The organism is Kitasatospora sp. NPDC059160, from assembly GCF_042755465.1.
Taxonomy (GTDB): Bacteria; Actinomycetota; Actinomycetes; order Streptomycetales; family Streptomycetaceae; genus Kitasatospora.
In genome coordinates this window covers 116,349-137,701 of the sequence record NZ_JBHZCN010000001.1, presented here as the reverse complement: position 1 = coordinate 137,701, position 21,353 = coordinate 116,349, and the positions used below count along the sequence as shown (strand labels likewise).

Here is a 21,353-nt window from a genome sequence, read left to right as displayed (position 1 = left end):
CTCAGCGGCGTTCGGCGACGCTCAGCCGGGCCAGGGCGTGCGGCTGGACGAGGCCCGGGAGCAGCAGCGTCCACAGGTCGGCCATCCGCTTGATCAGGTCCTGCCGGTCGGCCAGGACCTGGGAGCTCAGCTGGATCCCGGTCACCGCGCCGGTGATCACCCCGGAGGCCGCCACCAGGTCGACCCCCGGGTGGAGGTCCCCGGCCTCCCTGGCGCGCTCCAGCAGTGCGCCCACCAGGTCCATCCAGCCCTGGTAGGCGGCGATCTGCGGCTGGGTGAAGCTGCCGTGCTCGATCGTCAGCCGGATGCTGCCGCGCACCAGCGGGTCCTCCTGGAGCGCGCGGGCGAACGCGTACCCGAGGTCGATCAGGGTCTGCACCGGGCTGTCCGAGGAGGGCTCCCAGGTGGCGATCCAGGCGCCCTGGCCCTCGATCACGGCGAGCGCCAGCTCCTCCTTGGAGCGGAAGTGGAAGTACAGCGCGCCCTTGGTGACACCGGCCCGGTCCAGGATCTCGGCCATCGTGGCGGCGGCGTAGCCCCGCTCGTCGAACACCTCGGCCGCCGCGAGGAGTACCGCCTGGCGGGTTGCCAGCGCGCGGGCCTGCCTGGCCATCGCAGCCTCCCTGGAAAGTTCTGTACCTCGGCAGCGGCCGATCCTATGGGGGCCGACGGGGCGACGGGCGTGAACCGTCCGGTAGGTATCCTACCGAGCCGCTCCGCGCCCGGTCGGACGGGCACGAACGGCGCCGGGGGCCCCGGGTGCCCGCGCCGCGGCGGCCGGCGGAGCACGGCCGGGCAGCCCGACGGCCGGTCACCCGATGGGGGTGACCGGCCGTCGAGGTCGGACTCTCGGGGCCCGGGGCCCGGAGGCGTCAGGCGGCCTGCTGCCAGCTCACCGGCGAGTAGTAGGCCGGGCGGCGCTCCAGGCGCTGCCAGTTGGCGATGGGCTCGACCTGGGCGGCGGCCGCGGCCTGCTGCGCCACGGCGGCGCGGGCCATCAGGACGGCGGTCAGGGCGGCGAGCTCCTCGTCGGAGAGGCTGCCGCGGACGATGCGGACGAGGGGTTCGGCGGAAGCGGTCATGTCCTTGGTTTCTCCCCCGGTTGCTGTGGTGTGTGGTGTGCTCGGTACGGCCTGCTGCTGCGAACCGTGCCGCTGCTACATCGGCGGGTTGCCGTGCTTGCGGCTGGGCAGGTCGGCGTGCTTGGTACGGAGCATCGCCAGGGCGGAGGCGATCACCTGGCGGGTCTCCGCCGGGTCGATGACGTCGTCCACGAGGCCGCGCTCGGCCGCGTAGTACGGGTGCATCAGCTCGCTCTTGTATTCCTTGATCTTCTCGGCGCGCATGGCGTCGGGGTCGTCGGCGCCGTTGATCTCGCGGCGGAAGATGACGTTGGCGGCGCCCTCGGCGCCCATCACCGCGATCTCGTTGGTCGGCCAGGCGTAGGACAGGTCCGCACCGATGGAGCGGGAGTCCATGACGATGTAGGCGCCGCCGTAGGCCTTGCGCAGGATCAGCGAGATGCGCGGCACGGTGGCGTTGCAGTAGGCGTACAGCAGCTTGGCGCCGTGCCGGATGATGCCGCCGTGCTCCTGGTCGACGCCGGGCAGGAAGCCGGGCACGTCCAGCAGGGTGACCAGCGGGATGTTGAAGGCGTCGCACATCTGGACGAAGCGCGCGGCCTTCTCGCTGGCGTTGATGTCGAGCACGCCGGCCAGCGACTGCGGCTGGTTGGCGATGATGCCGGTGACGTGGCCGTCGACCCGGGCCAGCACGCAGAGCACGTTGGTGGCCCAGCGCTCGTGGACCTCCAGGAACTCGCCGTGGTCGACGATCTCCTCGATCACCTTGCGCATGTCGTACGGGCGGTTGCCGTCGACGGGCACCAGGTCCAGCAGGCTGTCGTTGCGGCGCTCGACCGGGTCCTCGCTGACCACCGACGGCGGCATCTCGCGGTTGTTCTGCGGCAGCAGCGACAGGAGGAAGCGGACCTCCTCGATGCAGGACTGCTCGTCGTCGTAGACGAAGTGCGAGACGCCCGAGACGCCGGCGTGCACGTCGGCGCCGCCCAGGCCGTTCTGGCTGATCTTCTCGCCGGTCACGGCCTGGACCACGTCGGGGCCGGTGATGAACATCTGCGAGGTCTCGCGGACCATGAAGACGAAGTCGGTCAGCGCGGGGGAGTACGCGGCGCCGCCGGCGCACGGGCCGAGCATCACCGAGATCTGCGGGATGACGCCGGAGGCCTTGGTGTTGCGCTGGAAGATGCCGCCGTAACCGGCCAGGGCGGTGACGCCCTCCTGGATGCGGGCGCCGGCGCCGTCGTTCAGCGAGACCAGCGGGGCACCGGCCGCGATGGCCATGTCCATGATCTTGTGGATCTTCTGCGCGTGGGCCTCGCCCAGGGCGCCGCCGAAGATCCGGAAGTCGTGCGCGTAGGTGAACACGGTGCGCCCGTGCACGGTGCCCCAGCCGACGACCACGCCGTCGGTGTGCGGCTTCTTGGCCTCCAGGCCGAAGCCCTGGGCGCGGTGCCGGCGCAGCGGCTCGACCTCGCGGAAGGAGCCCTCGTCCAGCAGCAGGTCGATGCGCTCGCGGGCGGTCAGCTTGCCCTTCGCGTGCTGGGCCTCGGTGGCCTTGTCGCTCGGGCCGCGGCGCACCTGCGCGCGGAGCTCGTGGAGCTCGGCGACCCGCCCCTTGGCATCGGCCGGGACCTCGGGGACCTCGCCGCCGACCGGCGCCTCATGCACAACCGTCATCTCGAACCACTCCAAGGGTGAGGGAACTGTCCGACAGCCAGCGTCTGCTGTACCCCCAGCTGCGAATCAACTTCTTCACTTATGACTGTACGAGGGGCCGTGCGCTGGTTTCGGCGTCGATTCCGTACAAGGTCGAGTTCGTTTAGCTGTCAGGCCTGTACAGAAGCGGTCGTCCCGAGGGCTGTGCGCTCGGTGGCCGTTCGAATACCGGGGGTTGTCGGGCAGATGATGGTCCGATGATCTGAGCATGAAGGAAAACGCAGGTCAGGACCGTCCTCCAGCAGTGTGGGGCGGCCGTCCGGAGTACCGCTCGAGGACGGCTGGACCGTGGCGCCGGGAACGGGGCGATCAAGGCCGGACGCTTCCCGGTCGTAGGGAAGCGCCAAAAAGGCCGCAGCCCACCCGTGGGTGCCCGGGTGGGCTGTCCGGGGGAGCGGCGGACCCGCTCCGATCAGCTCTTTCGCCCGTCCTCGGGCTCCTCGCCGCCGCGCAGCTCCTGCTCCCGGCGGCGCAGATCGGCCTCCCACCGCCGGAGCATGTCCTCGTGGTCCTTGTCGTCCTTCTGCAAGGACCCGCCCTTCGAGGGGGCGTCCTTCTTCTCGGGGCCGTTCTCGGCGGACCCGTTCCTCGCGGACCCGTTCCCGAGGGAGGCCAGGAACTCCGGGTCGTCGTCCGGGGCCACCGGCCGGCCGCGGCGCGGGGCGGCGGAACCGCTCCGGCCGTCCGCGTCCGTCCGTCCCGGTCCTCCGTCCGGCGCGCCCGTGCGCAGGAAGCCGCGCCGCTTCCCGGCCACCAGCCAGGCGATCGGGCCGAGCGGCGGGAAGAGCAGCACGATGATCAGCCAGATCGGCTTCGGCAGGTGCCGGACCTCTCCCTCGGGCGTGACCAGGCAGTCGATGAACGCCCACACCCACAGCGCGAGCGGAAGGACGATGGTCAGAAGAATCCTCAGCACGGCTGTGATCTCCCCCGCGAGGGCCGGAGCGGCGGGCGCCTCCCGGGGCCCTTGACGCAAGCCAGGCTATCGGGTGGCGGATACTGACTGGCATGGCATACGACGATCTCCGCTCGTTTCTCCGAGCCCTCGACCGCGAGGGCGACCTCAAGCGCATCAAGGCGGAGGTGGACCCCCACCTGGAGATCGGCGAGATCGTCGACCGCGTGCAGAAGGCCAAGGGCCCGGCGCTGTTGTTCGAGAACGTCAAGGGCTCGTCGATGCCGATCGCGATGAACGTCTTCGGCACCGAGCGGCGCCTCGCCAAGTCGCTCGGCCTCAAGGGCCCGGAGGACATCTCCGAGAAGATCGCCGGCCTGCTCAAGCCCGAACTGCCGCAGGGCTTCACCGGGTTCCGGGACGCCTTCGGCAAGCTCGCCTCGATGGCCCACGTCCCGCCCCGGAACGTGAAGTCCGGCGATGCCCCGGTCCAGGAGGTCGTGCTCACCGGCGACGACGTCAACCTGGACGAGCTGCCCGCGCTGTTCACCTGGCCGCTGGACGGCGGCTCCTTCTTCAACCTGGGCCTGACCCACACCAAGGACCCGGACTCCGGGGTCCGCAACCTCGGCCTCTACCGGCTCCAGCGGCACGACCGCCGCACCATCGGGATGCACTGGCAGATCCACAAGGACAGCCGCAACCACTACGCCGTCGCGGCCGAGCGCGGCGAGCGCCTCCCGGTGGCGATCGCCTTCGGCTGCCCGCCGGCCGTCACCTACGCGGCCACCGCACCGCTGCCCGGCGACATCGACGAGTACCTGTTCGCCGGCTTCGTCGCGGGCGAGCGGGTCCGGATGGTCGACTGCAAGACCGTCCCGCTGCAGGTCCCGGCCGACGCCGAGGTGGTCCTGGAGGGCTGGCTGGAGCCCGGCGAGATGCTCCCCGAGGGCCCGTTCGGCGACCACACCGGCTTCTACACCCCGCAGGAGCCGTTCCCGGCGCTGACGATCGACTGCGTGACCATGCGCCGCCGGCCGATCCTGCAGTCCATCGTGGTCGGCCGCCCGCCGACCGAGGACGGCCCGCTGGGCAAGTTCACCGAGCGGTTCTTCCTGCCGCTGCTGAAGATCATCATCCCGGACATCGTCGACTACGACCTGCCCGAGGCCGGCGGCTTCCACAACTGCGTGATCGTCTCGATCGACAAGAAGTACCCCAAGCACGCCCAGAAGACGATGCACGCGATCTGGGGCGCCCACATGATGTCGCTCACCAAGCTGATCATCGTGGTGGACTCCGACTGCGACGTCCACGACTACCAGGAAGTGGCCTGGCGGGCCTTCGGGAACGTCGACTACAGCCGCGACCTCACCGTGGTCGAGGGCCCGGTCGACCACCTCGACCACGCCTCCTACCAGCAGTTCTGGGGCGGCAAGGCGGGCATCGACGCGACCCGCAAGCTCCCCGAGGAGGGCTACACCCGGGACGGCGGCTGGCCGGAGATGGTCTCCTCGGACCCGGCCACGGCCGCACTGGTGACCCGTCGTTGGAAGGAGTACGGGCTGTGAGCACCGCCGCCGTCGAGACCCCGGGGCGCACCAAGGCCTTCCTGCGCCTGGTGATGATCGAGCACTCGGTCTTCGCCCTGCCCTTCGCCTACATCGCCGCGCTGACCGCCATGTTCCTGGCGGACAAGCGGGTGCACTGGGGCGAACTGTTCGTCGTCACCGTCTGCATGGTCGGCCTGCGCACCTTCGCGATGGCCGCCAACCGGATCATCGACCGCGAGATCGACGCCCGGAACCCGCGCACCGCCGGGCGCGAACTCGTCACCGGCGCCGTCTCGTTGAGGACCGCGTACGCCGGCTCGGCGGTCGCCCTGGTGGTCTTCCTCGGCGCGGCGGCCCTGCTCAACCCGCTCTGCCTGGCCCTCGCGCCGGTGGCCGTGGTGCCGATGGTCGTCTACCCGTACGGCAAGCGGTTCACCAACTTCCCGCAGGCGATCCTCGGCCTGGCCCAGGCGATGGGCCCGGTCGGCGCCTGGCTCGCGGTGACCGGCAGCTGGTCCTGGGAGGCCGTGGTCCTCGGGGTCGCGGTCGGCATCTGGATCGGCGGCTTCGACCTGATCTACGCCTGCCAGGACGTCGAGTCCGACCGGGAGCACGGCGTCGGCTCGCCGCCGGCCCGTTTCGGCGTCCCGGCCGCCATCCGCGGCGCCCGGGTCTGCCACGTCCTGACCACCCTGCTGCTCGGCTGGTTCGCGGTGCTCACCGACGCCGGCCCCGCGTTCTGGGTCGGCCTGGCCGTCGTCGCGGGCGCCTTCGTCTACGAGCACACCATCGTGAAGCCGAACGACCTGTCGAGGCTCAACCGGGCCTTCTTCCAGACGAACAGCTTCGTCGGCATCTCGCTGTTCTTCTTCGCCCTGGTCGACCTGGTCATCCGCGGCCTCGGCATCTGACCCCTGCGGGCCCGGCCCCGGCCGGCCCCGGATCCTCTCTGGAACAGATGTACATCTGTTACATTCGTGCCATGAGTGAGTCTGTCGTGGAATCCATGGCCGATGTGCGCAGCCACCTGGCGGACGTCATCGACCGGGCCCGTAGGGACGGCACCCCGACGATCATCACCCGGCGGGGGAAGCAGGAAGCCGTGGTGATCGACATCGACGAGTACCGGCGCCTGAGCCGACTGGCCGAGGAGGCCGAGGACGCCTGGCTCAGCGGGCTCGCGAAGGAGGCCGAGGCCGAGGGGCGCGAAGGGTCCGTCTCCCTGGAGGAGATGGCCGCGATGCTGCGCGCCCAGCAAGGGTGACCCGATGGGCCACGTGACACGCTTCACCCCCCAGGGGCAGCGCGACATGCTTAAGGTGCCGCGCCCCGACGCCCTGCGGATCATGTACCGCCTCACCGAGTTCCAGCGGGCGCTCGACAGCGGCGGCACGGAGCCCTTCGACATCAAGCCGCTCCAGGGTCATCCGGGGCACTGGCGCCTCCGGGTCGGCGACTACCGGGTCGTCTACACGATCGAGGACGGGCTGCTGGTCGTGTGGGTGGTGGCCGTGGGCAACCGGCGCGAGGTCTACCGCCGGTACTGAGACGTCGCCCCGGTCCGGCCCCGGCCGGGCCCCGGGGGGTCATGCGGGCTCACGGGGCTCTCCTCTCGTCCCGTCCGAGCCTACTCGCCGCCGGTTCGCGGTAGCGCTCCGCGGCTCAGTTGTGGAGGAAGGCCTCCATCGCGGTCGCCAGTGCCACCGGCGCCTCGTACATCGGGTAGTGCCCGGTGCCGCCGAGCTCCTCCAACTCGGCGTTGGGGTAGTGCTCCAGCCAGGTGCCGCGCATCACGTCGGCGGTCAGCGCGAGGTCGTGCTCGCCGACGATGACCTTGACCGGGACGGGGTTCCCGCTGATCCGGGGCTCCAGGTCGGCCGTGGTCCAGTCCTGGACGTAGCCGTCGAAGGCCTCGACGGTCGACAGCCGCAGCGACTGGTCGACCATCCGGTCCAGCCAGACCCGGCCCGCCCGCTGCCCGGTGACCAGGTCGAGGATCGCGTACCGCTTCTCGCGGTCCTCGGCGGCGCCGTAGAACAGCGCCTCGCCCGCCTCGTCCAGCGGGTACGCCCCGGCCGGAACCGGCGACAGGCCGACCAGCTTGCGCACCCGCAGCGGGGCCTCGGCCAGGACCTGCTGGGCCGCCTTGCCGCCCATCGAGTGGCCGACCAGCGAGAAGCGGTCCCAGCCGAGCTGGTCGGCGAGGGCGAGCGCGTCGGCGGCGATCTCGGCGAGGGTGTAGGCGCCGGTCACGTCCTTGCGCTCGCCGTAGCCGCGGTAGTCGAGGAAGGCGTAGCTGAACGCCCTGCCGTCGAGGTAGTCCAGGAAGGGGCCCCAGCCCGCGCTGGTGCCGAACCAGTCGTGCAGGACGAGGACGGGGTGGGCGCCCGTACCGGTCAGGCGATGAGGGATCGTCATGCCGGGGGTCGTTCCCCGGAAACCGCCCGCCCGAACGGCCGGTCCGGGGCGGGCCGTTCGGGCCCGGGCTCGAGCGGCCGGCCGGGCGGAGGGTCAGGCGGACGGCCGGCGGGCGAAGGCTGGGGCGTGTTCGGGGCGCGGCCCGATGGCGAGCAGCCGGGACAGGCCGATCCGGACGGCGGGCACCCGGCGGGCGACCGCGGCGAAGGCGGTCGGCGGCCCGGAGCGCCGGCCGGTGAGCACCGGGACGAACATGATGCCGTGCAGGACCCGCTGGAGGCGCTGCATGACCACGGTCGGCCACCAGCGGCGCCGCTGGACCCGGGCCAGCGCGGCGACGGTCGGCCGGCCGCGGCGCAGCGGTTCGGCGAGCAGGGCGGCGGCCGCGACGGCGTCCTGGATGGCGAGGTTGATGCCGACGCCGCCGGCCGGGGACATCGCGTGGGCGGCGTCGCCGATCAGCAGCAGCCCGTCGACGTACCAGCGGTCCAGCCGGTTGAGCTTGACGTCGAGCAGGTGGAGCTCGTCCGTCCCGGCCAACTGGTCGACCCGGTCGGCGAACTGCGGCATGAGCCGGGCGATCCGGGCGCGGAAGCGCTCGATGCCCTCGGCGCGCAGCTCGGGGTCGAAGCCCTTGGACTTGAAGTAGGCGATCTGGAAGTAGTCGTCGCGGGTGAAGCTGAGGGCCAGCTCGCGCTCGCCGAAGCCGGGGGTGAGGCTGGGCGGCGCGGCCTGCTCGTGGGCGTGCCGGGGGAGCCGGAACCACCAGACGTCGAAGGGCACCGGGTACTCCTCGGGCACCAGGCCGGCCTCCCGGCGCAGGGTGGAGTGCCGGCCGTCGGCGGCGACGGTGAGGTCGGCGCGCAGCTCGCCCTCCTCGCCGTCCCGGGTGCGGTAGCGGACGCCGACCACCCGGCCGTGCTCCCGGAGCAGTCCGGTGGCCTCGGTGTTCATCCGCAGGGTGAAGGTGGGTTCCCGCTTCGCCTCCTCGACCAGGAAGTTGAGCAGGTCCCACTGCGGCATCATGGCGATGTAGTTGTACGGCGCGGGCAGCCGGTCGAAGGCGCTCAGCGCGACGTCCCCGACGCCGGGCACCGGTACCACCAGGTTGCCGAGCCGGCTCTGCGGCAGGGCGGCGAACTTCCGGCCGAGGCCCAGTTCGTCCATCAGGCGCACGGTGGACGCGTGGACGGTGTCGCCGCGGAAGTCCCGCAGGAAGTCGGCGTGCTTCTCCAGCACGGTCACCTCGACGCCCGCTCGGGCCAGCATCAGGCCCAGCACCATTCCGGCCGGTCCGCCCCCGGAGATGACGACGCTCATGGCTCTCTCCCCTTCGATCCCTTGCCGTTCCTGGGTGGAACTTGCCTATAGAGCGTCTCTGGAACCGTCTCAGGTGTCAAGTAGTACGATGTCTCACATGAACGAACTGGTGGCGGCCGCCCTGGCGGCCGCGAAGGCACGGGGGCGGGACGTCGCGGACGTCCCGCTGACGGCGATCGCCTCGGCGGCCGGAATGTCGCGCAGCACCCTGCTGCGCCGCCTCGGCGGCTCCCGGGCCCCGCTGGACGAGGCCGTCCGGCAGGCCGGCGTCGACCCGGGCGGACGGCCGCCGGTGCGGGAACGGGCGATCGAGGCGGCGGGCCGGCTGGTCGCCGAACGCGGCCTCGCCGGAGTGACCCTGGACGCCGTGGCCGACCGGGCCGACTGCTCACTGCCCAGCCTGCACACCGTCTTCGAGGGGCGGGACGGCCTGTTCACCGCCGTCTTCCTCCAGTACGGCCCGCTGCCGGACCTGGAGACACTGGCCGCGGACCCGCCGGAGAGCCTGGAGGAGACCGTCCGGGCGATCCACCACACCTTCGCCGCGGCCTTCGACCGCGAGCCGAGGGTCGTCCCGGCGGTCTTCGCCGACCTCTTCGGCCGCCCGGACGGCCCCGCCGCCCGGATGATGGAGGCCCACCTGCCGCGGATGTTCGACGGCCTCTCCCGCCTGCTGCTGCCGTACGTCGAGGCGGGGCGGCTGCGCCCGCTGCCGCTCCCGGTGCTGGCCCAGCTGATGCTCGGCCCGCTGCTCAACCACGTCCTGATGAGACCGGTGCTGGAGCCCGCGTTCGGCGCCGGACTGCCGTCGCCTGACGAGGTGCTGGACCTGTTCGTCGAGGCCTACCTACGGGCGGTCGCCCTGCCCGGGCCGGGCCACCGGAACCCCTGAACCGACCCCGAGGAGAACCGTGATCGGCACCCTGCAGTGCCTGGTGCTCGACTGCCCCGCGCCGGGCCCGCGGCTGAGGGGCGGCCGGAACGGCCGAGCCCCGGCCCCCGGACGGTGCCGGGAGCCGGGGCTCGGGTGCTTCTCGGAGCGGGATCAGGCGTTGCGACGGCGACGCGCGAAGAAGAGGGCGCCGATGCCGCTGGCGAGCAGGCCGGCGGCGGCCGCGGCGGACGCCAGCATGCCGTCCGAGCCGGTGTGGGCGAGCGAGCCGCCGGCCAGCTGGGTGTCGGTCGTGGTGCCGGTGCCGGTGCTGTCGGCCGTGGTGCCGGTGCTGGTGGTGCTGGAGCCGCCACCGGTGGTGGTGGTGAGGCCGGCCTTGACGGCGGTGCCAGTGCCCTTGTCGCTGCCGCCGGCCGGGGTGCTGGTGACGTCGACGGGGAAGCCCTGCGGGCCGACGAAGGCAGGGTAGTCGCTGCCCTCGCCGAGGACGGCCCAGGTGTTGACGTAGGTCCGGCCGATCGGGGCGTCGTCGGTGAAGGCGAGGCGGACGTGCCTGGTGACGGTGCTACCGGCCGGCAGGTTCTTGTCCGCGCTGAGGTGGTAGAGGACCTGGTCGGCGCCCGGCTGGCTGGTCGGGACGCCGGTGATGTTCTCCCAGCTGCCGTCGGCCTTCTGGACCTGGAGCGTGGTGCGCCGGTCGGCCTGGACGACCTGGGACACGTTGTCGTAGGCCGAGGCGCTGGGGTTGGTGAAGTTGACGTCGAACTCGGCCGGGATGCCGCCGGGGACGGCGTTGGTGGGCGCGCCCTTGGCCTGCACGGTGAGGGCCTTGAGTGCGATGTCCTTGGTGCTGGAGGCGAGGGTGCTCTGCCCCGCCTTGTCGAGGACGGTCGAGGCGAGCTTGACGGTGCCGTTCAGGCCGGCCCAGTCGTTGTTGAGCGGGGCGGAGAGGCGCAGCTGGACGGTCTTGGTGCCGTTGGCGGGGACGGTCACGCCCGTGAGCGAGCCGATGAAGTGGAACCCGTCGGGCTGCTGCGTGAAGGTGAGCCCGACCGGGTTCCAGGTGCCGTCGGCGGCACGGGACTCCAGGGCGAGGCGGCCGTCGCTGCGGGCGGCCGGGTTGCTGGCGTCGAGCTTGAGGTTGAACTGCGTGTCGGAGCTGCTCGCGTTGGTGACGGTCTCGGTGAACTCGACCGGCTTGCCACCGCCGTTGCCGATCGACGACGGCTCCTGCACCGACAGGCCCAGGGGGGAGCCGACGAGGTTGATCGCGATGTACTGGGGGCCGACGTAGGTGGGCGAGTACCCGCTGCCCATGTCGAGCTCCGCCCACGTGTGGACGGTGGTCGAGCCGATCGGCGCGTCGCCGTTGTAGGCGAGGCGGAGGTGCCGGGTGAAGGTCTCGCCGGGGGCCAGGTTCCGGTCGTCCGCGAGCAGGTAGCGGAGGTCTCCGTCGGCGTGGGGGAGGGAGGTGCCGGTGAGGGTCTGCCAGCTGCCGTCGGTCTTCTGCATCTGGAGCGTGCTGTACTTGCTGGCCGTCACGACCTTGGAGACGTTGGTGAAGCGGGAGGCGGTGGGGTTGGCGATGGTGACGTCGAACTCGACCGGCGCGCCGCCGACGAGTGCGGTGGTCGGCGCGTTCCCGACCGTCATGGTCACGTACCGGGCCGAGACCGCCTTGGTGCTCTCGGCGAGGACGGTGCCGCCGGTGGCGTCCAGGACGGCGGAGCTGAGCGTGACGGTGGACACCCGGTCGCTCCAGTAGGCGTGCAGCCCGGTGGTGAGGCGCAGCTGGACGGTCCGGGTGGTACCGGCGGCGACGTCCAGGCCGGGCACCGTGTCGGTGACGGGCTTCCAGGTGCCGTCCGTGTCGCGGTACTCGACCTTGATGACCTGGTACGCGAGGGGGCTGGCGTCGGTCGTGGCCTTGACCCGCAGCTTGAACGTGGCGTCGGTGCTGCCGGGGTTGGTGACGGCCTCGGTGAACTCGACCGGCTCCCCGCCGCGGCCGACCGTCTCCGGCGCGTTGACCTGCAGCGACGGCTTGTCGGCCGCGGCCTGGGCGGTCGGCTCGGCGGAGGCGGTGGCGGCCGGGGCGTCGGCGGCGTAGGCGGCCGGGGCGGCGACCACGGCGCCGGTGGCGAGCAGCACGCCCAGGGTGGCGGCGGTGACGACGGCGGAGCGGGAACGGCGTGCACGCACGACGGACATTCTGAATACCCCCCAGGGTGTTTCACCGGCAGCTTTGCGCTGCTGGTCGATCAGTTCGGTACGGGTCGGACCTGAGGTCCGGGGTCGGTGTCCCCGGTGTCGCCTGCGGTCCGCTCCGGCGGGTTTCCCCGCCGCTCACTCACATAGACGTGCAAGGGTCGCGGGGGTTGCAGGTGAGTTCGAAACTTTTTCGGGGAATCTTCGAGACCGCTCTGACCTGCGGTTATATCGGCGCCGGTGTCGGCATCGTGGCACCGTGACCAGGACTCAGTCCAGCACCAGCCGGTCGCCGAGCCGCAGCCGCCCGGGGGCGGCGACCTCGGCGAGGGCGTCGAGCCGGCCGTCGTGGGCGTGCACGATCGCCTTGAGGATCTCCGGCGCGTGCGGCAGGCCGGGCTGCGGGGCGCCGCTCATCGCGCAGCGCTCGCTGGCGGAGACGAAGGCGAGCCGGGCGCTGTCCGGTGCCCCGCCGTGGGCCTGCCGGCCGAGCCAGGCGTCCTCGACGAAGGGCGGGGTGCCCGGCGGGGTGCGCAGCACGATGTTGGGGCGGAACCGGCGTTCGTCGACCACGGCGAAGGGGACGGCCTCGCGGACCCAGTCCAGGGTGGCGGTGCTGAGCACGCTGACGGGCAGTCGGTCGAAGTGCGGGACGGCGTCCTCGCGGGCGAGTTCGACGTCCTCGCGCTGGAGGTAGGCGCGCAGGAAGGCGGTCGGGTGGTCGACCGGGCGGCCGAGCGGGTCGAACAGTTCGGGGCCGTCGATCCGGCGGCCGAGGCGGGCGGAGAGCCGGAGCAGCCCGTCCATCCGGCGGAAGCGGCGGGTGTTCTTGCCCGAGCCGAGCTTCCCGGAGGCGTCGCGGACGGCGTAGAGGCGGTCCCCGGCCAGGCCGCGCACGTCCACGTCGACGGAGTCGAGCCGCTCGCCCCCGGTGGACTTCACGGGGTAGCGCCAGAGTCGCTCGACCACTCCGATGATCTCAGCCATGGCCGGAAAGCCTAGTGGCGCCATCGGAGTTGGTCTAGACCAAGTGCGGCCCGGGTCGGGGCCGGTCAGCCCAGTCGCGCCACCGCCCGCACCGGGGCCCCGTCCGCGGCCACCAGGCGCAGCGGGAACAGCGACACCTCCACCGGCCGGCCGGCCTCCTGCGCCGCCAGCAGCGCCCGCAGGTCGGTCAGGTTCTCCGCGATCACCCCGCCGCCGTCCGCGCCCAGCAGCACCCGGTGGGCGGCCAGCGTCGGCTCCTCCACCGGGTCGGGCCCGTCGTGCTCGTCGGTGAGGTCGGCGAGCAGTGCGGCGACCGCCGGGTCCTCCGGCCCCGGGTCGGGGGTGGGGTCCACGCTCAGCGCGTCCACCCCGACCGTCCGCACCCCGGCGGCCACGATCGCCTCGGCGGCGGCCGCGGTCAGGCTGGGGTGGGCCAGGTAGGCGTCGGTGCCCCAGTGCCGGGCCCAGCCGGTGGCCAGCAGCAGGACGGTGCCCTCGGCGCAGCGCGCCAGCGCGGGCGCCAGCAGGTCGGGGGTGACGGCCGTCCGGGGCTCCAGCCCGCGCAGGTCGGCGACCACGGCCGGGCCGGTGAACCGCTCCAGCGGCAGTCCGTCCAGGGTCGGCCAGGTGACGTCCACGTGGTACGGCGCGTCCACGTGCGTCCCGGACTGCGAGCCGAGGTGCAGGGCCAGCACGTTCACCCCCGCCGTGGCGGTGGTGAGCGCGGGCGCCAGCAGGACGGCCGGGTCGCCGGGGTAGACCGGCATCGCGGTGGTCACCTGATGGGTGAGGTCGACGAGGGTCGCTGCCATGCGCCCATCCTCCCAGGGGGCGGGCCCGCGCGGGCCCGGTCCGCGGTGCCCGGGGCGGAGCCGCAGGTGGGGGCGGGACAGAATTGCCTCCATGGGAACTGCGAAGCGTCAGCCGTGGGTGGTCGGGGTCTCGGGAGCGTCGGGGACGCCGTACGCGGCCTCGGTGATCCGGGCGCTGCTCGCCGCCGGCGAGGCGGTGGACCTGATCGTCAGCCGGGCCGCCCGGCTCACCATCCTGGACGAGACCGGCATCTCCTTCCGGGACGCCCACTGGCGCGCGGACCTCGCCCGCTGGCTGGGCACGGACGAGGGCCTGGACGACGTCCGCTACTGGCCGGCCGGGGACTTCGCGGCCGGCCCGTCCAGCGGCTCGTACCCGGCCAAGGGGATGCTGGTGGTCCCCGCGACCACCGGCGCGGTGGCCGGGATCGCGCTCGGCCTGAGCAAGGACCTGCTCCAGCGGGTGGCCAGCGTCACCCTCAAGGAGCGCCGTCCGCTCGTCGTCTGCGTGCGCGAGGCACCACTCAACGGGGTGACGTTGAAGCACCTGGTGGAACTCGACGCGCAGGGCGCCGTCGTGCTCCCCGCCTCGCCCGGTTTCTACGCCGGCGGCTCCACCGTGCGCGAACTGGTGGATTTCGTGGCCGGCCGGGTGCTGGACGCCGTCGGCGTGCCGCACTCCCTGTACCTGCGCTGGGAGGGCGAGTTGGGCGCGGCCGCCCGCAAACCGGGCGACGGGGAGGCCGCTCGGGCTGAGGGGGAGTAAGGAGAGCGAGGGCGGGAGAGTATCTTCTCTGCGATATCCGGGTCGTTCAGCGCACGGCGCCTTTGAATCCGGATAATGATCTGTGGGTCTGGTGAGGTTCGGAAGGACGCGGACGGTATATGGACACGGTGGACAGACAGCTCATCCAGGCGCTCCGGGAGAACGGCCGTGCGTCCTACGCCGAGCTGGGCCGACTGGTCGGACTCTCCGGCCCGAGCGTCACGGACCGCATCAACCGCCTGGAGCAGGCCGGTGTGATCACCGGCTACCGGGCGACGGTCAACCCGGCCTCGCTCGGCTTCGGCGTCACGGCCCTGATCGGTCTCCAGTTGACCGACGCCGCCGACCACGAGGACGTCGCGTTCCGGCTGAAGGACCTCAACGAGGTCGAGGACTGCTGGTTCATCGCGGGTGACGACTCCTACATGCTCAAGGTCCGGGTGGCCGACGTGGCCGGCCTGGAGTCGGTGGTCAAGCGGATCTCGGGCACGAAGGGCGTGGCCCGCACCCGCACCACCGTCGTACTCTCCACGAAGTGGGAGAACCGGGTGAGCGAGCTCCCCCCCGAAGGAGAGTGACGGCATGGCACTGGTCGGTCTGGAGGAGCTGCACGCCGCCCGGGAGCGGATCGCCGGGGTCGCCGTGCGCACCCCGCTGGTCCCCGCCCCCTGGGCGTCCGAGGACGGGCGGCGGCTCTGGCTCAAGCCCGAGAACCTCCAGCCGACCGGGGCCTTCAAGACCCGCGGCGCCTACAACCGGCTGGCCGCGCTCACCCCGGACGAGCGCGCCCGCGGCGTGGTCGCCCAGTCCAGCGGCAACCACGCGCAGGCGGTGGCCTACGCGGCGCAGCTGCTCGGCCTCAAGGCCGTGATCGTGATGCCGGACACCTCGCCCGCCGTGAAGGTCGAGGCCACCCGCGCGTTCGGCGCCGAGGTGATCCTCGTCCCGCCGGGGGAGCGGGACACCCTGCCCGGCGAGCTGGCCGAGCGGTTCGGCTTCGTCTGGGTGCCGCCGTACGACGACCCGTTCATCATCGCGGGCCAGGGCACGGTGGGCCTGGAGATCGCCGAGGACGCCCCGACCGGGCTGGACACCGTGCTGGTGCCGGTCAGCGGCGGCGGCCTGATCAGCGGGACGGCCGCCGCGCTCAAGCTCACCCGCCCGGGCGTCCGGGTGATCGGGGTGGAGCCGGAGCTGGCCGCCGACGCCCAGGAGAGCCTGCGCTCCGGGCGCCGGGTGGAGTGGCCGGTCGCCGACACCTACCGGACGCTCGCGGACGGGCTGCGCACCCCCTCGGTGGGCGTGCTGCCGTACGAGCACCTCACCGCCTACGTCGACGACATCGTCACCGTCACGGAGGACGAGATCCGCGCCACCGTCGCCCTGCTGGCCCGCCGCGGCCGGCTGGTCGCCGAGCCCTCCGGCGCGGTCGCCCCGGCCGCCTACTTCCACCGCGCCGCCGAGACCGGGGGCCGGACGGTGGCCGCCGTGGTCAGCGGCGGCAACATCGACCCGGGTCTGCTCGCCGAGCTGCTCAGCGCCTAGGGCCCGTCTTCAAACTCCCGTCGTCCACCCGGAGGGCGGGCGGGGCGGCGTTGGGGTGCGTGCATCGCAAGGCGGAGGAGGGAGCCACTGCGGAGCATTGGCGACCGACGACAACGCGGCGAGGTGCGTGCCCCGGCGTCGCCCCGCAGGCGGGAGTTTGAAGACGGGCCCTAGGGGCACGCCCTCGCCCGGCCTCCGTCGGCATAGGCGTAACCTCGTCTCCGGCAAGGAATCGAATGTCTGAGGAGGCGGGTCACCGCATGGACGCAGGGCTCAAGCGCGAGCTGGAGGCGAAGGTCTACGCGGGTGAGCGGCTGACCCGCGAGGACGGGATCGCGCTCTACGGGAGCGACGACCTGGCCTGGCTGGGCGGGCTGGCCCACCACGTGCGCACGCGGAAGAACGGCGACGTCGTCCACTTCAACGTCAACCGCCACCTCAACATGACGAACGTCTGCAGCGCCTCCTGCGCGTACTGCTCGTTCCAGCGCAAGCCGGGCGAGAAGGACGCCTACACGATGCGCATCGAGGAGGCCGTCCGTCTCGCCAAGGCGATGGAGAGCGACTCCCTCACCGAGCTGCACATCGTCAACGGCCTGCACCCCACCCTGCCGTGGCGCTACTACCCGCGCTCGCTGCGGGAGCTCAAGGCGGCGCTGCCGAACGTCTCGTTGAAGGCCTTCACCGCCACCGAGATCCACTGGTTCGAGAAGATCAGCGGCCTGCCCGCCGACGAGATCCTGGACGAGCTGATCGACGCCGGTCTGGAGTCGCTGACCGGCGGCGGCGCGGAGATCTTCGACTGGGAGGTCCGCCAGCACATCGTCGACCACGACACCCACTGGGAGGACTGGTCGCGGATCCACCGCCTGGCGCACGCCAAGGGCCTCAAGACCCCGGCCACCATGCTGTACGGCCACATCGAGGAGCCCCGCCACCGGGTCGACCACGTGCTGCGGCTGCGTGAGCTCCAGGACGAGACCGGCGGCTTCCAGGTCTTCATCCCGCTGCGCTACCAGCACGACTTCCACGACTCCAAGGACGGCGTCGTGCGCAACAAGCTGATGGCCCGTACCGAGATGGCAACCGGTGCCGAGGCGTTGAAGACCTTCGCGGTCTCCCGGCTGCTCTTCGACAACGTCCCGCACGTCAAGGTCTTCTGGGTGATGCACGGCGTCACCACCGCCCAGCTGGCGCTCAGCCACGGCGCGGACGACATGGACGGCTCGGTGGTCGAGTACAAGATCACCCACGACGCGGACAACTTCGGCACCCCGAACAAGCTCGGCCGCGAGGACCTGCTCGGCCTGATCCGGGACGCCGGCTTCCGCCCGGTGGAGCGCAACACCCGCTACGAGATCATCCGCGAGTACGACGGCCCCGACCTGACGCGTCGCGAGACCCCGCAGGCGATGCGCCTCTGACCTGCGCTTTCCCCGCCGCCCGGACCGCACCCGCGCTCCGGGCGGCGGCGTCTTCACGGCTCCCGCACGCGCCCCGGGTTTACCAACGGGTAGGGCGTTTGGCAGGATCGACGGCATGTCCGGTTCCCATCGCGCCACCGAGTACCCGCCGTACGAGCCGATGCCGGAGCCGGGGTACGGGGTGCCGCAGCAGTCGCACGAGGCGCCGTACCAGGCGTACGAGCCGTACCCGCAGGCCGTCCCGCAGCCCGCCGCGCAGGAGTACTACGGCGAGTACCGGCAGCCGGCCGACGGGTACTCCAGGGCGTACGAGCAGCCGTTCCAGCCCTTCCAGCCGTACGTCGTCGAGCCGGAGCCCGCCTACCAGGGGACCGCTCACCAGGAGCCGTCGGTCTACCAGGAGCCCGCCTACCAGGAGCCGGTGTACGGGCAGCCGGAGTACGAGCAGCCCGAACCGGTCGAGCCCCTCGCGCCCCTCGCCTCCGTCACGCCCATCGCCGCCGCGGCCCCCGCGCCCGGTGGCCGGGCCGCCTCCCGGGGCCGGCGGCGCAAGGCGAAGCAGAAACGACACGGCAAGGCCGTGATGGCCGGCACCGCGCTGCTGGTCGCGGCCGCCGCCGGCTGGTACACCGTCGGCCAGGACGGCGCCAAGTCCGTCGCCGCGGCCGCCGACGGCCCCGGGCCGGAGGGCGTCAGCAAGCCCGACCACCCCGTCACGCCCGCCCCCGCGGCCGTCCAGGCCGCCGCCGACCGGCAGAGCGCCCCCGCGGCCGCCGGCCGCAGCGAGACCCGCCCGGACGGCTCCCTGCCCGCGATACCCGGCCTCGGGGCCGCCTTCACCGCGAAGATCCCCGCCGCGACCACCCAGGTCGTGGTCGCCACCGGCCAGGGCAAGGACACCGACAGGAACAGCGTCACGCTGTGGACCCGCACCCCCGAGGGCCGCTGGCTGGCCGGTGAGACCTGGCAGGGCCACAACGGCAAGAACGGCTGGACCACCGACCACAACGAGGGCGACCTGCGCAGCCCGATCGGCGTCTTCGACCTCACCGACGCCGGCGGCCGCAACGCCAACCCCGGCAGCAAGCTCCCGTACGACAAGGACGCCAGCTTCGTGGTCTCCGGGACGGGCTTCTTCGGCGACCAGCTGGCCGGCTCCTTCGACTACGTGGTCGCGATCAACTACAACCGGGTCGCCGGCAGCTCCCCGCTCGACATGCGCCGCCCGATGGGCAGCAAGAAGGGCGGCGGGATCTGGCTGCACGTCGACCACGACGGCCCGACCCACGGCTGCGTGTCGATACCCGAGGACAAGATGGCCCAGCTGATCCGCACCCTGGACCCGGCCGCCCATCCGGTGATCGTGATGGGCGACGCCACCTCGCTGGCCGCCTGACCTCGGCGGACGCCCGGGCCCAGGCGCCCCAAGGGCCTTGTGGAGCCCCTACAGATCACAGCGGCGGATCCTGTAGCCGGTCGTGCCCGGCTGACCAGCGGGTAACCCGGTTCCATGGCAGCATGAGCGGTTCGCGCATTGTGGCACTCGGGCACTACCAGCCTCCCAAGGTGCTCTCCAACGACGACCTGGCGGCATTCGTCGACACCGACGACGAGTGGATCCGCACCCGGGTGGGGATCCGCACCCGGCACATCGCCGAGGGCGAGACCCTGGTCGACCTCGCCACCGAGGCCGCGCAGAAGGCGCTGGCCAACAGCGGCCGGACGGCGGCGGAGATCGACCTGGTGGTGGTCGCCACCTGCACCGCGATCGAACGCAGCCCCAACACCGCCGCCGCGGTGGCTGCCCGGCTGGGCGTCCGCGCGCCCGCCGCCTACGACATCAACACGGTCTGCTCCGGCTTCTCCTACGCGCTGGCCACCGCCGACCACGCGATCCGGGCCGGTGCGGCGCGGCGCGCGCTGGTGATCGGCGCCGAACGGATGTCCGACACCCTCGACTGGACCGACCGCTCCACCTGCGTGATCTTCGGCGACGGCGCCGGCGCCGCGGTGGTCGAGGCCCAGGAGGAGGACGCCGAGCCGGGCATCGGACCGGTGGTCTGGGGCTCCGAGCCGGAACGGGGCGACGCCGTGGTGATCACCGGCTGGGATCCGGTGATCAGCCAGCAGGGCCAGTCGGTGTTTCGTTGGGCCACCACCCAGCTCGCCCCGCTGGCCCGGCAGGCCTGCGAGCGGGCCGGGATCGACCCGTCGGAGCTCAAGGGCTTCGTCCCGCACCAGGCCAACCTGCGGATCATCGACGCGATCGCCGCCAAGCTGGGCCTCGGCGACGCGGTGGTGGCCCGGGACGTGGTCGAATCCGGCAACACCTCGGCGGCCTCGATCCCGCTCGCCTTCTCCAAGCTGGTCGAGCGCGGCGAGCTCTCCCCGGGCGACCCGGTCCTGCTCTTCGGCTTCGGCGGCGGCCTGGCCTACGCCGGCCAAGTGGTCCGCTGCCCGTAGCTCGCCCGGCCTGCCCGCCCCGAGCCGAAGGGGCGCGCTGGTGCCGAAAGGGAGAAGCGAGGGAGCGACGAAGGAGCGAGGGAGCGCCGACCGTCGGCACCGGGTCAGAGCGCCCCGGAGGCGAGTGGGCGAGTAGCAGCATGCCGGTGGGCGGGCACCCTGTGTGAGGGGTGCCCGCCCACCGGCATGTCTGGCGCGCGTGCGGTACGTCGGCGGACCTCCCCCGAGGACACGGCCGCCGTCCGTCGTACCCCGGACAGGAGGCCGGGGCTGCGCGCGGAGCGGATGGTGGGTCGGAGGAGGGTCCTACTTGGGCGCCTTCTTGCCGGTGACGCCCAGGTACACCAGGGGAGCGAGGTTGGGCTTGAGGTCCTTGACCTTGACGCCCCAGGAGGTGAAGGCCTTCTGGTGCTCGGCCGCCGAGGCGAGCAGCGAGACCAGGGCCCCGGCGACGGCGTTCGGGTCGAGTGACTTGTCGGCCTGACCCTTCGCCTGGAGTTCCTTGACGGCCTCCGCGAGCGGCTTGGCGACCGAGTTGAGGACGGTCATGCGGATCTTGAAGAACCGCTTGTCCCCTTCTGCGGCACCGAGCGTGACCACTCGGAGAATGGCGTCGTTCTTGCGCCAGAAGGCGAGGAATCCGTCGACCAGTTCTTCCGAAGTGGTCGGTCCGGACTTCCCTGCCCAGGACTTTCCGGCCACCAGCTCTTTGAGGGTGTCGGAGTCCTTGGCCATTTCCTCGGCGATTTCGAGGACTGCGCCCTCGACATCCGGGAAGTACTGGTAGAAGGTCGCGGGGGAGGTACCCGCCATACGGGCGACGTCGATGACCTTGACGTCCCGATAGGGCGACGTGCTGAGCATCTCGCGGAGGCAGTCGAGCAGCTTCTGCCGCGTCTCCTGTCCGCGTCGCCCGGCGACGCGACCGTCGACGGTGCGAACTTGTCCTGTCATGCCGTCAGCTTACCGTGGCACGATCTTGGCGCGATTCGGTGATGCGACTATTACTCCGCACGGGGGTCGCTATAGCGGCCTGAACCACTTCGGACGGATATTCACCGGGGTCCGAAGGCGCTCTTGAAGCCCCCCCGTGTGCTTTTGACCCCATAGCGTGACGGCGAGTCCGCTGAGGGGTGGTCGGGTGACAGAGCGTGACCGGTGAGGGGGGTCGGGACGTGGACGGTCCGGGCTCCGGGGCGCAAGCCGGGGCCGGATCGGGCGTCAGGATCCGGCCGTTCCGTCACCGCTGACCAGCGGACTGTCCGTCCGGGG

The 21,353-nt window shown here is 72.1% G+C and carries 21 protein-coding genes; 11 read left to right on the top strand and 10 right to left on the bottom strand.

Features of this window, described 5'->3' with window-relative positions; genetic code table 11:
- Position 1: 1 nt before the first annotated feature.
- The 4 genes from ACFXOZ_RS00620 to ACFXOZ_RS00605 all read right to left on the bottom strand — a co-directional run bounded on the left by ACFXOZ_RS00620 (position 2) and on the right by ACFXOZ_RS00605 (position 3,714).
- On the bottom strand, positions 2-613 hold the full coding sequence (locus ACFXOZ_RS00620; protein ID WP_375881825.1) for a ScbR family autoregulator-binding transcription factor: 612 nt from the start codon (positions 611-613) through the stop codon (positions 2-4).
- 259 nt (positions 614-872) lie between these two features.
- On the bottom strand, positions 873-1,082 hold the full coding sequence (locus ACFXOZ_RS00615; protein ID WP_375881827.1) for an acyl-CoA carboxylase subunit epsilon: 210 nt from the start codon (positions 1,080-1,082) through the stop codon (positions 873-875).
- 75 nt (positions 1,083-1,157) lie between these two features.
- Positions 1,158-2,759: an acyl-CoA carboxylase subunit beta gene (locus tag ACFXOZ_RS00610; protein ID WP_375881829.1), complete on the bottom strand. Its 1,602-nt coding sequence runs from the start codon at positions 2,757-2,759 to the stop codon at positions 1,158-1,160.
- 451 nt (positions 2,760-3,210) lie between these two features.
- Positions 3,211-3,714, bottom strand: a complete 504-nt coding sequence (locus tag ACFXOZ_RS00605) for a PLD nuclease N-terminal domain-containing protein (protein WP_380522877.1) — start codon at positions 3,712-3,714, stop codon at positions 3,211-3,213.
- A 92-nt stretch (positions 3,715-3,806) separates the two neighbouring features.
- Here ACFXOZ_RS00605 and ACFXOZ_RS00600 point away from each other — a divergent pair, with 92 nt between their 5' ends.
- The 4 genes from ACFXOZ_RS00600 (at position 3,807) to ACFXOZ_RS00585 (ending at position 6,793) form a co-directional block, all read left to right on the top strand.
- Positions 3,807-5,264: a menaquinone biosynthesis decarboxylase gene (locus tag ACFXOZ_RS00600; RefSeq protein ID WP_380586199.1), complete on the top strand. Its 1,458-nt coding sequence runs from the start codon at positions 3,807-3,809 to the stop codon at positions 5,262-5,264.
- The gene (gene mqnP / locus ACFXOZ_RS00595; protein WP_380522876.1) at positions 5,261-6,157 is read left to right on the top strand and encodes a menaquinone biosynthesis prenyltransferase MqnP; all 897 of its coding nucleotides are present in this window, start codon (positions 5,261-5,263) and stop codon (positions 6,155-6,157) included. The genes ACFXOZ_RS00600 and mqnP overlap by 4 nt, the downstream gene beginning before the upstream one ends.
- 71 nt (positions 6,158-6,228) lie before the next feature.
- Positions 6,229-6,510, top strand: a complete 282-nt coding sequence (locus tag ACFXOZ_RS00590) for a type II toxin-antitoxin system Phd/YefM family antitoxin (RefSeq protein ID WP_375881838.1) — start codon at positions 6,229-6,231, stop codon at positions 6,508-6,510.
- Positions 6,511-6,514: 4 nt separating this feature from the next.
- Positions 6,515-6,793: a type II toxin-antitoxin system RelE/ParE family toxin gene (locus ACFXOZ_RS00585; RefSeq protein WP_380586196.1), complete on the top strand. Its 279-nt coding sequence runs from the start codon at positions 6,515-6,517 to the stop codon at positions 6,791-6,793.
- A gap of 115 nt (positions 6,794-6,908) precedes the next feature.
- On the opposite strand, the gene ACFXOZ_RS00580 is transcribed toward ACFXOZ_RS00585, so the two are convergent.
- Positions 6,909-7,664, bottom strand: a complete 756-nt coding sequence (locus ACFXOZ_RS00580; RefSeq protein ID WP_380522874.1) for an alpha/beta fold hydrolase — start codon at positions 7,662-7,664, stop codon at positions 6,909-6,911.
- A gap of 93 nt (positions 7,665-7,757) precedes the next feature.
- A complete protein-coding gene (locus ACFXOZ_RS00575; protein ID WP_380586193.1) occupies positions 7,758-8,984 on the bottom strand; it encodes an FAD-dependent oxidoreductase in 1,227 nt (408 codons plus the stop codon).
- Positions 8,985-9,081: 97 nt separating this feature from the next.
- On the opposite strand from ACFXOZ_RS00575, the gene ACFXOZ_RS00570 reads away from it, so the two are divergent.
- Positions 9,082-9,876 (top strand): TetR/AcrR family transcriptional regulator, encoded by a 795-nt coding sequence (locus ACFXOZ_RS00570; RefSeq protein WP_380586190.1) that lies wholly within the window; start codon positions 9,082-9,084, stop codon positions 9,874-9,876.
- Positions 9,877-10,029: 153 nt separating this feature from the next.
- On the opposite strand, the gene ACFXOZ_RS00565 is transcribed toward ACFXOZ_RS00570, so the two are convergent.
- The 3 genes from ACFXOZ_RS00565 to ACFXOZ_RS00555 form a co-directional block, all read right to left on the bottom strand.
- Positions 10,030-12,078, bottom strand: a complete 2,049-nt coding sequence (locus tag ACFXOZ_RS00565) for an LPXTG cell wall anchor domain-containing protein (RefSeq protein WP_380586187.1) — start codon at positions 12,076-12,078, stop codon at positions 10,030-10,032.
- A 276-nt stretch (positions 12,079-12,354) separates the two neighbouring features.
- Positions 12,355-13,071, bottom strand: a complete 717-nt coding sequence (locus tag ACFXOZ_RS00560; protein ID WP_375881856.1) for an MOSC domain-containing protein — start codon at positions 13,069-13,071, stop codon at positions 12,355-12,357.
- 65 nt (positions 13,072-13,136) lie between these two features.
- Positions 13,137-13,883 carry a cyclase family protein gene (locus tag ACFXOZ_RS00555; RefSeq protein ID WP_380399047.1) on the bottom strand — a complete coding sequence of 249 codons (747 nt, stop codon included), beginning with the start codon at positions 13,881-13,883 and terminating at the stop codon, positions 13,137-13,139.
- A 91-nt stretch (positions 13,884-13,974) separates the two neighbouring features.
- Between ACFXOZ_RS00555 and ACFXOZ_RS00550 the strand changes: the two genes are divergently transcribed.
- The 6 genes from ACFXOZ_RS00550 (at position 13,975) to ACFXOZ_RS00525 (ending at position 20,081) form a co-directional block, all read left to right on the top strand.
- On the top strand, positions 13,975-14,649 hold the full coding sequence (locus ACFXOZ_RS00550; protein ID WP_375881861.1) for a UbiX family flavin prenyltransferase: 675 nt from the start codon (positions 13,975-13,977) through the stop codon (positions 14,647-14,649).
- 119 nt (positions 14,650-14,768) lie between these two features.
- Complete coding sequence (locus tag ACFXOZ_RS00545; protein WP_030232219.1) at positions 14,769-15,227, top strand: Lrp/AsnC family transcriptional regulator; 459 nt, start codon at positions 14,769-14,771, stop codon at positions 15,225-15,227.
- Positions 15,228-15,231: 4 nt separating this feature from the next.
- A complete protein-coding gene (locus ACFXOZ_RS00540) occupies positions 15,232-16,194 on the top strand; it encodes a threonine/serine dehydratase (protein ID WP_375881863.1) in 963 nt (320 codons plus the stop codon).
- A gap of 260 nt (positions 16,195-16,454) precedes the next feature.
- Positions 16,455-17,618, top strand: a complete 1,164-nt coding sequence (mqnE, locus tag ACFXOZ_RS00535; RefSeq protein ID WP_375881866.1) for an aminofutalosine synthase MqnE — start codon at positions 16,455-16,457, stop codon at positions 17,616-17,618.
- A 115-nt stretch (positions 17,619-17,733) separates the two neighbouring features.
- Positions 17,734-19,014, top strand: coding sequence for a L,D-transpeptidase family protein (locus ACFXOZ_RS00530; protein ID WP_380586183.1), 1,281 nt, complete (start codon positions 17,734-17,736; stop codon positions 19,012-19,014).
- A gap of 122 nt (positions 19,015-19,136) precedes the next feature.
- A complete protein-coding gene (locus tag ACFXOZ_RS00525) occupies positions 19,137-20,081 on the top strand; it encodes a beta-ketoacyl-ACP synthase III (protein WP_380522867.1) in 945 nt (314 codons plus the stop codon).
- A gap of 306 nt (positions 20,082-20,387) precedes the next feature.
- Here ACFXOZ_RS00525 and ACFXOZ_RS00520 read toward each other — a convergent pair whose 3' ends face one another.
- Positions 20,388-21,035: a TetR family transcriptional regulator gene (locus ACFXOZ_RS00520; RefSeq protein ID WP_188307623.1), complete on the bottom strand. Its 648-nt coding sequence runs from the start codon at positions 21,033-21,035 to the stop codon at positions 20,388-20,390.
- Positions 21,036-21,353 lie beyond the last annotated feature (318 nt).

What these genes read in the sequence shown, in the direction of transcription:
- ACFXOZ_RS00575 (WP_380586193.1), bottom strand. Translation starts at nt 8,984, where the DNA reads ATGAGCGTCGTCATCTCCGGGGGCGGACCGGCCGGAATGGTGCTGGGC.
- ACFXOZ_RS00585 (WP_380586196.1), top strand. Translation starts at nt 6,515, where the DNA reads ATGGGCCACGTGACACGCTTCACCCCCCAGGGGCAGCGCGACATGCTT.
- ACFXOZ_RS00580 (WP_380522874.1), bottom strand. Translation starts at nt 7,664, where the DNA reads ATGACGATCCCTCATCGCCTGACCGGTACGGGCGCCCACCCCGTCCTC.
- ACFXOZ_RS00620 (WP_375881825.1), bottom strand. Translation starts at nt 613, where the DNA reads ATGGCCAGGCAGGCCCGCGCGCTGGCAACCCGCCAGGCGGTACTCCTC.
- ACFXOZ_RS00610 (WP_375881829.1), bottom strand. Translation starts at nt 2,759, where the DNA reads ATGACGGTTGTGCATGAGGCGCCGGTCGGCGGCGAGGTCCCCGAGGTC.
- ACFXOZ_RS00615 (WP_375881827.1), bottom strand. Translation starts at nt 1,082, where the DNA reads ATGACCGCTTCCGCCGAACCCCTCGTCCGCATCGTCCGCGGCAGCCTC.
- ACFXOZ_RS00560 (WP_375881856.1), bottom strand. Translation starts at nt 13,071, where the DNA reads ATGGCTGAGATCATCGGAGTGGTCGAGCGACTCTGGCGCTACCCCGTG.
- ACFXOZ_RS00540 (WP_375881863.1), top strand. Translation starts at nt 15,232, where the DNA reads ATGGCACTGGTCGGTCTGGAGGAGCTGCACGCCGCCCGGGAGCGGATC.
- ACFXOZ_RS00590 (WP_375881838.1), top strand. Translation starts at nt 6,229, where the DNA reads ATGAGTGAGTCTGTCGTGGAATCCATGGCCGATGTGCGCAGCCACCTG.
- ACFXOZ_RS00525 (WP_380522867.1), top strand. Translation starts at nt 19,137, where the DNA reads ATGAGCGGTTCGCGCATTGTGGCACTCGGGCACTACCAGCCTCCCAAG.
- ACFXOZ_RS00550 (WP_375881861.1), top strand. Translation starts at nt 13,975, where the DNA reads ATGGGAACTGCGAAGCGTCAGCCGTGGGTGGTCGGGGTCTCGGGAGCG.
- ACFXOZ_RS00600 (WP_380586199.1), top strand. Translation starts at nt 3,807, where the DNA reads ATGGCATACGACGATCTCCGCTCGTTTCTCCGAGCCCTCGACCGCGAG.
- ACFXOZ_RS00530 (WP_380586183.1), top strand. Translation starts at nt 17,734, where the DNA reads ATGTCCGGTTCCCATCGCGCCACCGAGTACCCGCCGTACGAGCCGATG.
- ACFXOZ_RS00570 (WP_380586190.1), top strand. Translation starts at nt 9,082, where the DNA reads ATGAACGAACTGGTGGCGGCCGCCCTGGCGGCCGCGAAGGCACGGGGG.
- ACFXOZ_RS00555 (WP_380399047.1), bottom strand. Translation starts at nt 13,883, where the DNA reads ATGGCAGCGACCCTCGTCGACCTCACCCATCAGGTGACCACCGCGATG.
- ACFXOZ_RS00520 (WP_188307623.1), bottom strand. Translation starts at nt 21,035, where the DNA reads ATGACAGGACAAGTTCGCACCGTCGACGGTCGCGTCGCCGGGCGACGC.
- mqnE (WP_375881866.1), top strand. Translation starts at nt 16,455, where the DNA reads ATGGACGCAGGGCTCAAGCGCGAGCTGGAGGCGAAGGTCTACGCGGGT.
- ACFXOZ_RS00545 (WP_030232219.1), top strand. Translation starts at nt 14,769, where the DNA reads ATGGACACGGTGGACAGACAGCTCATCCAGGCGCTCCGGGAGAACGGC.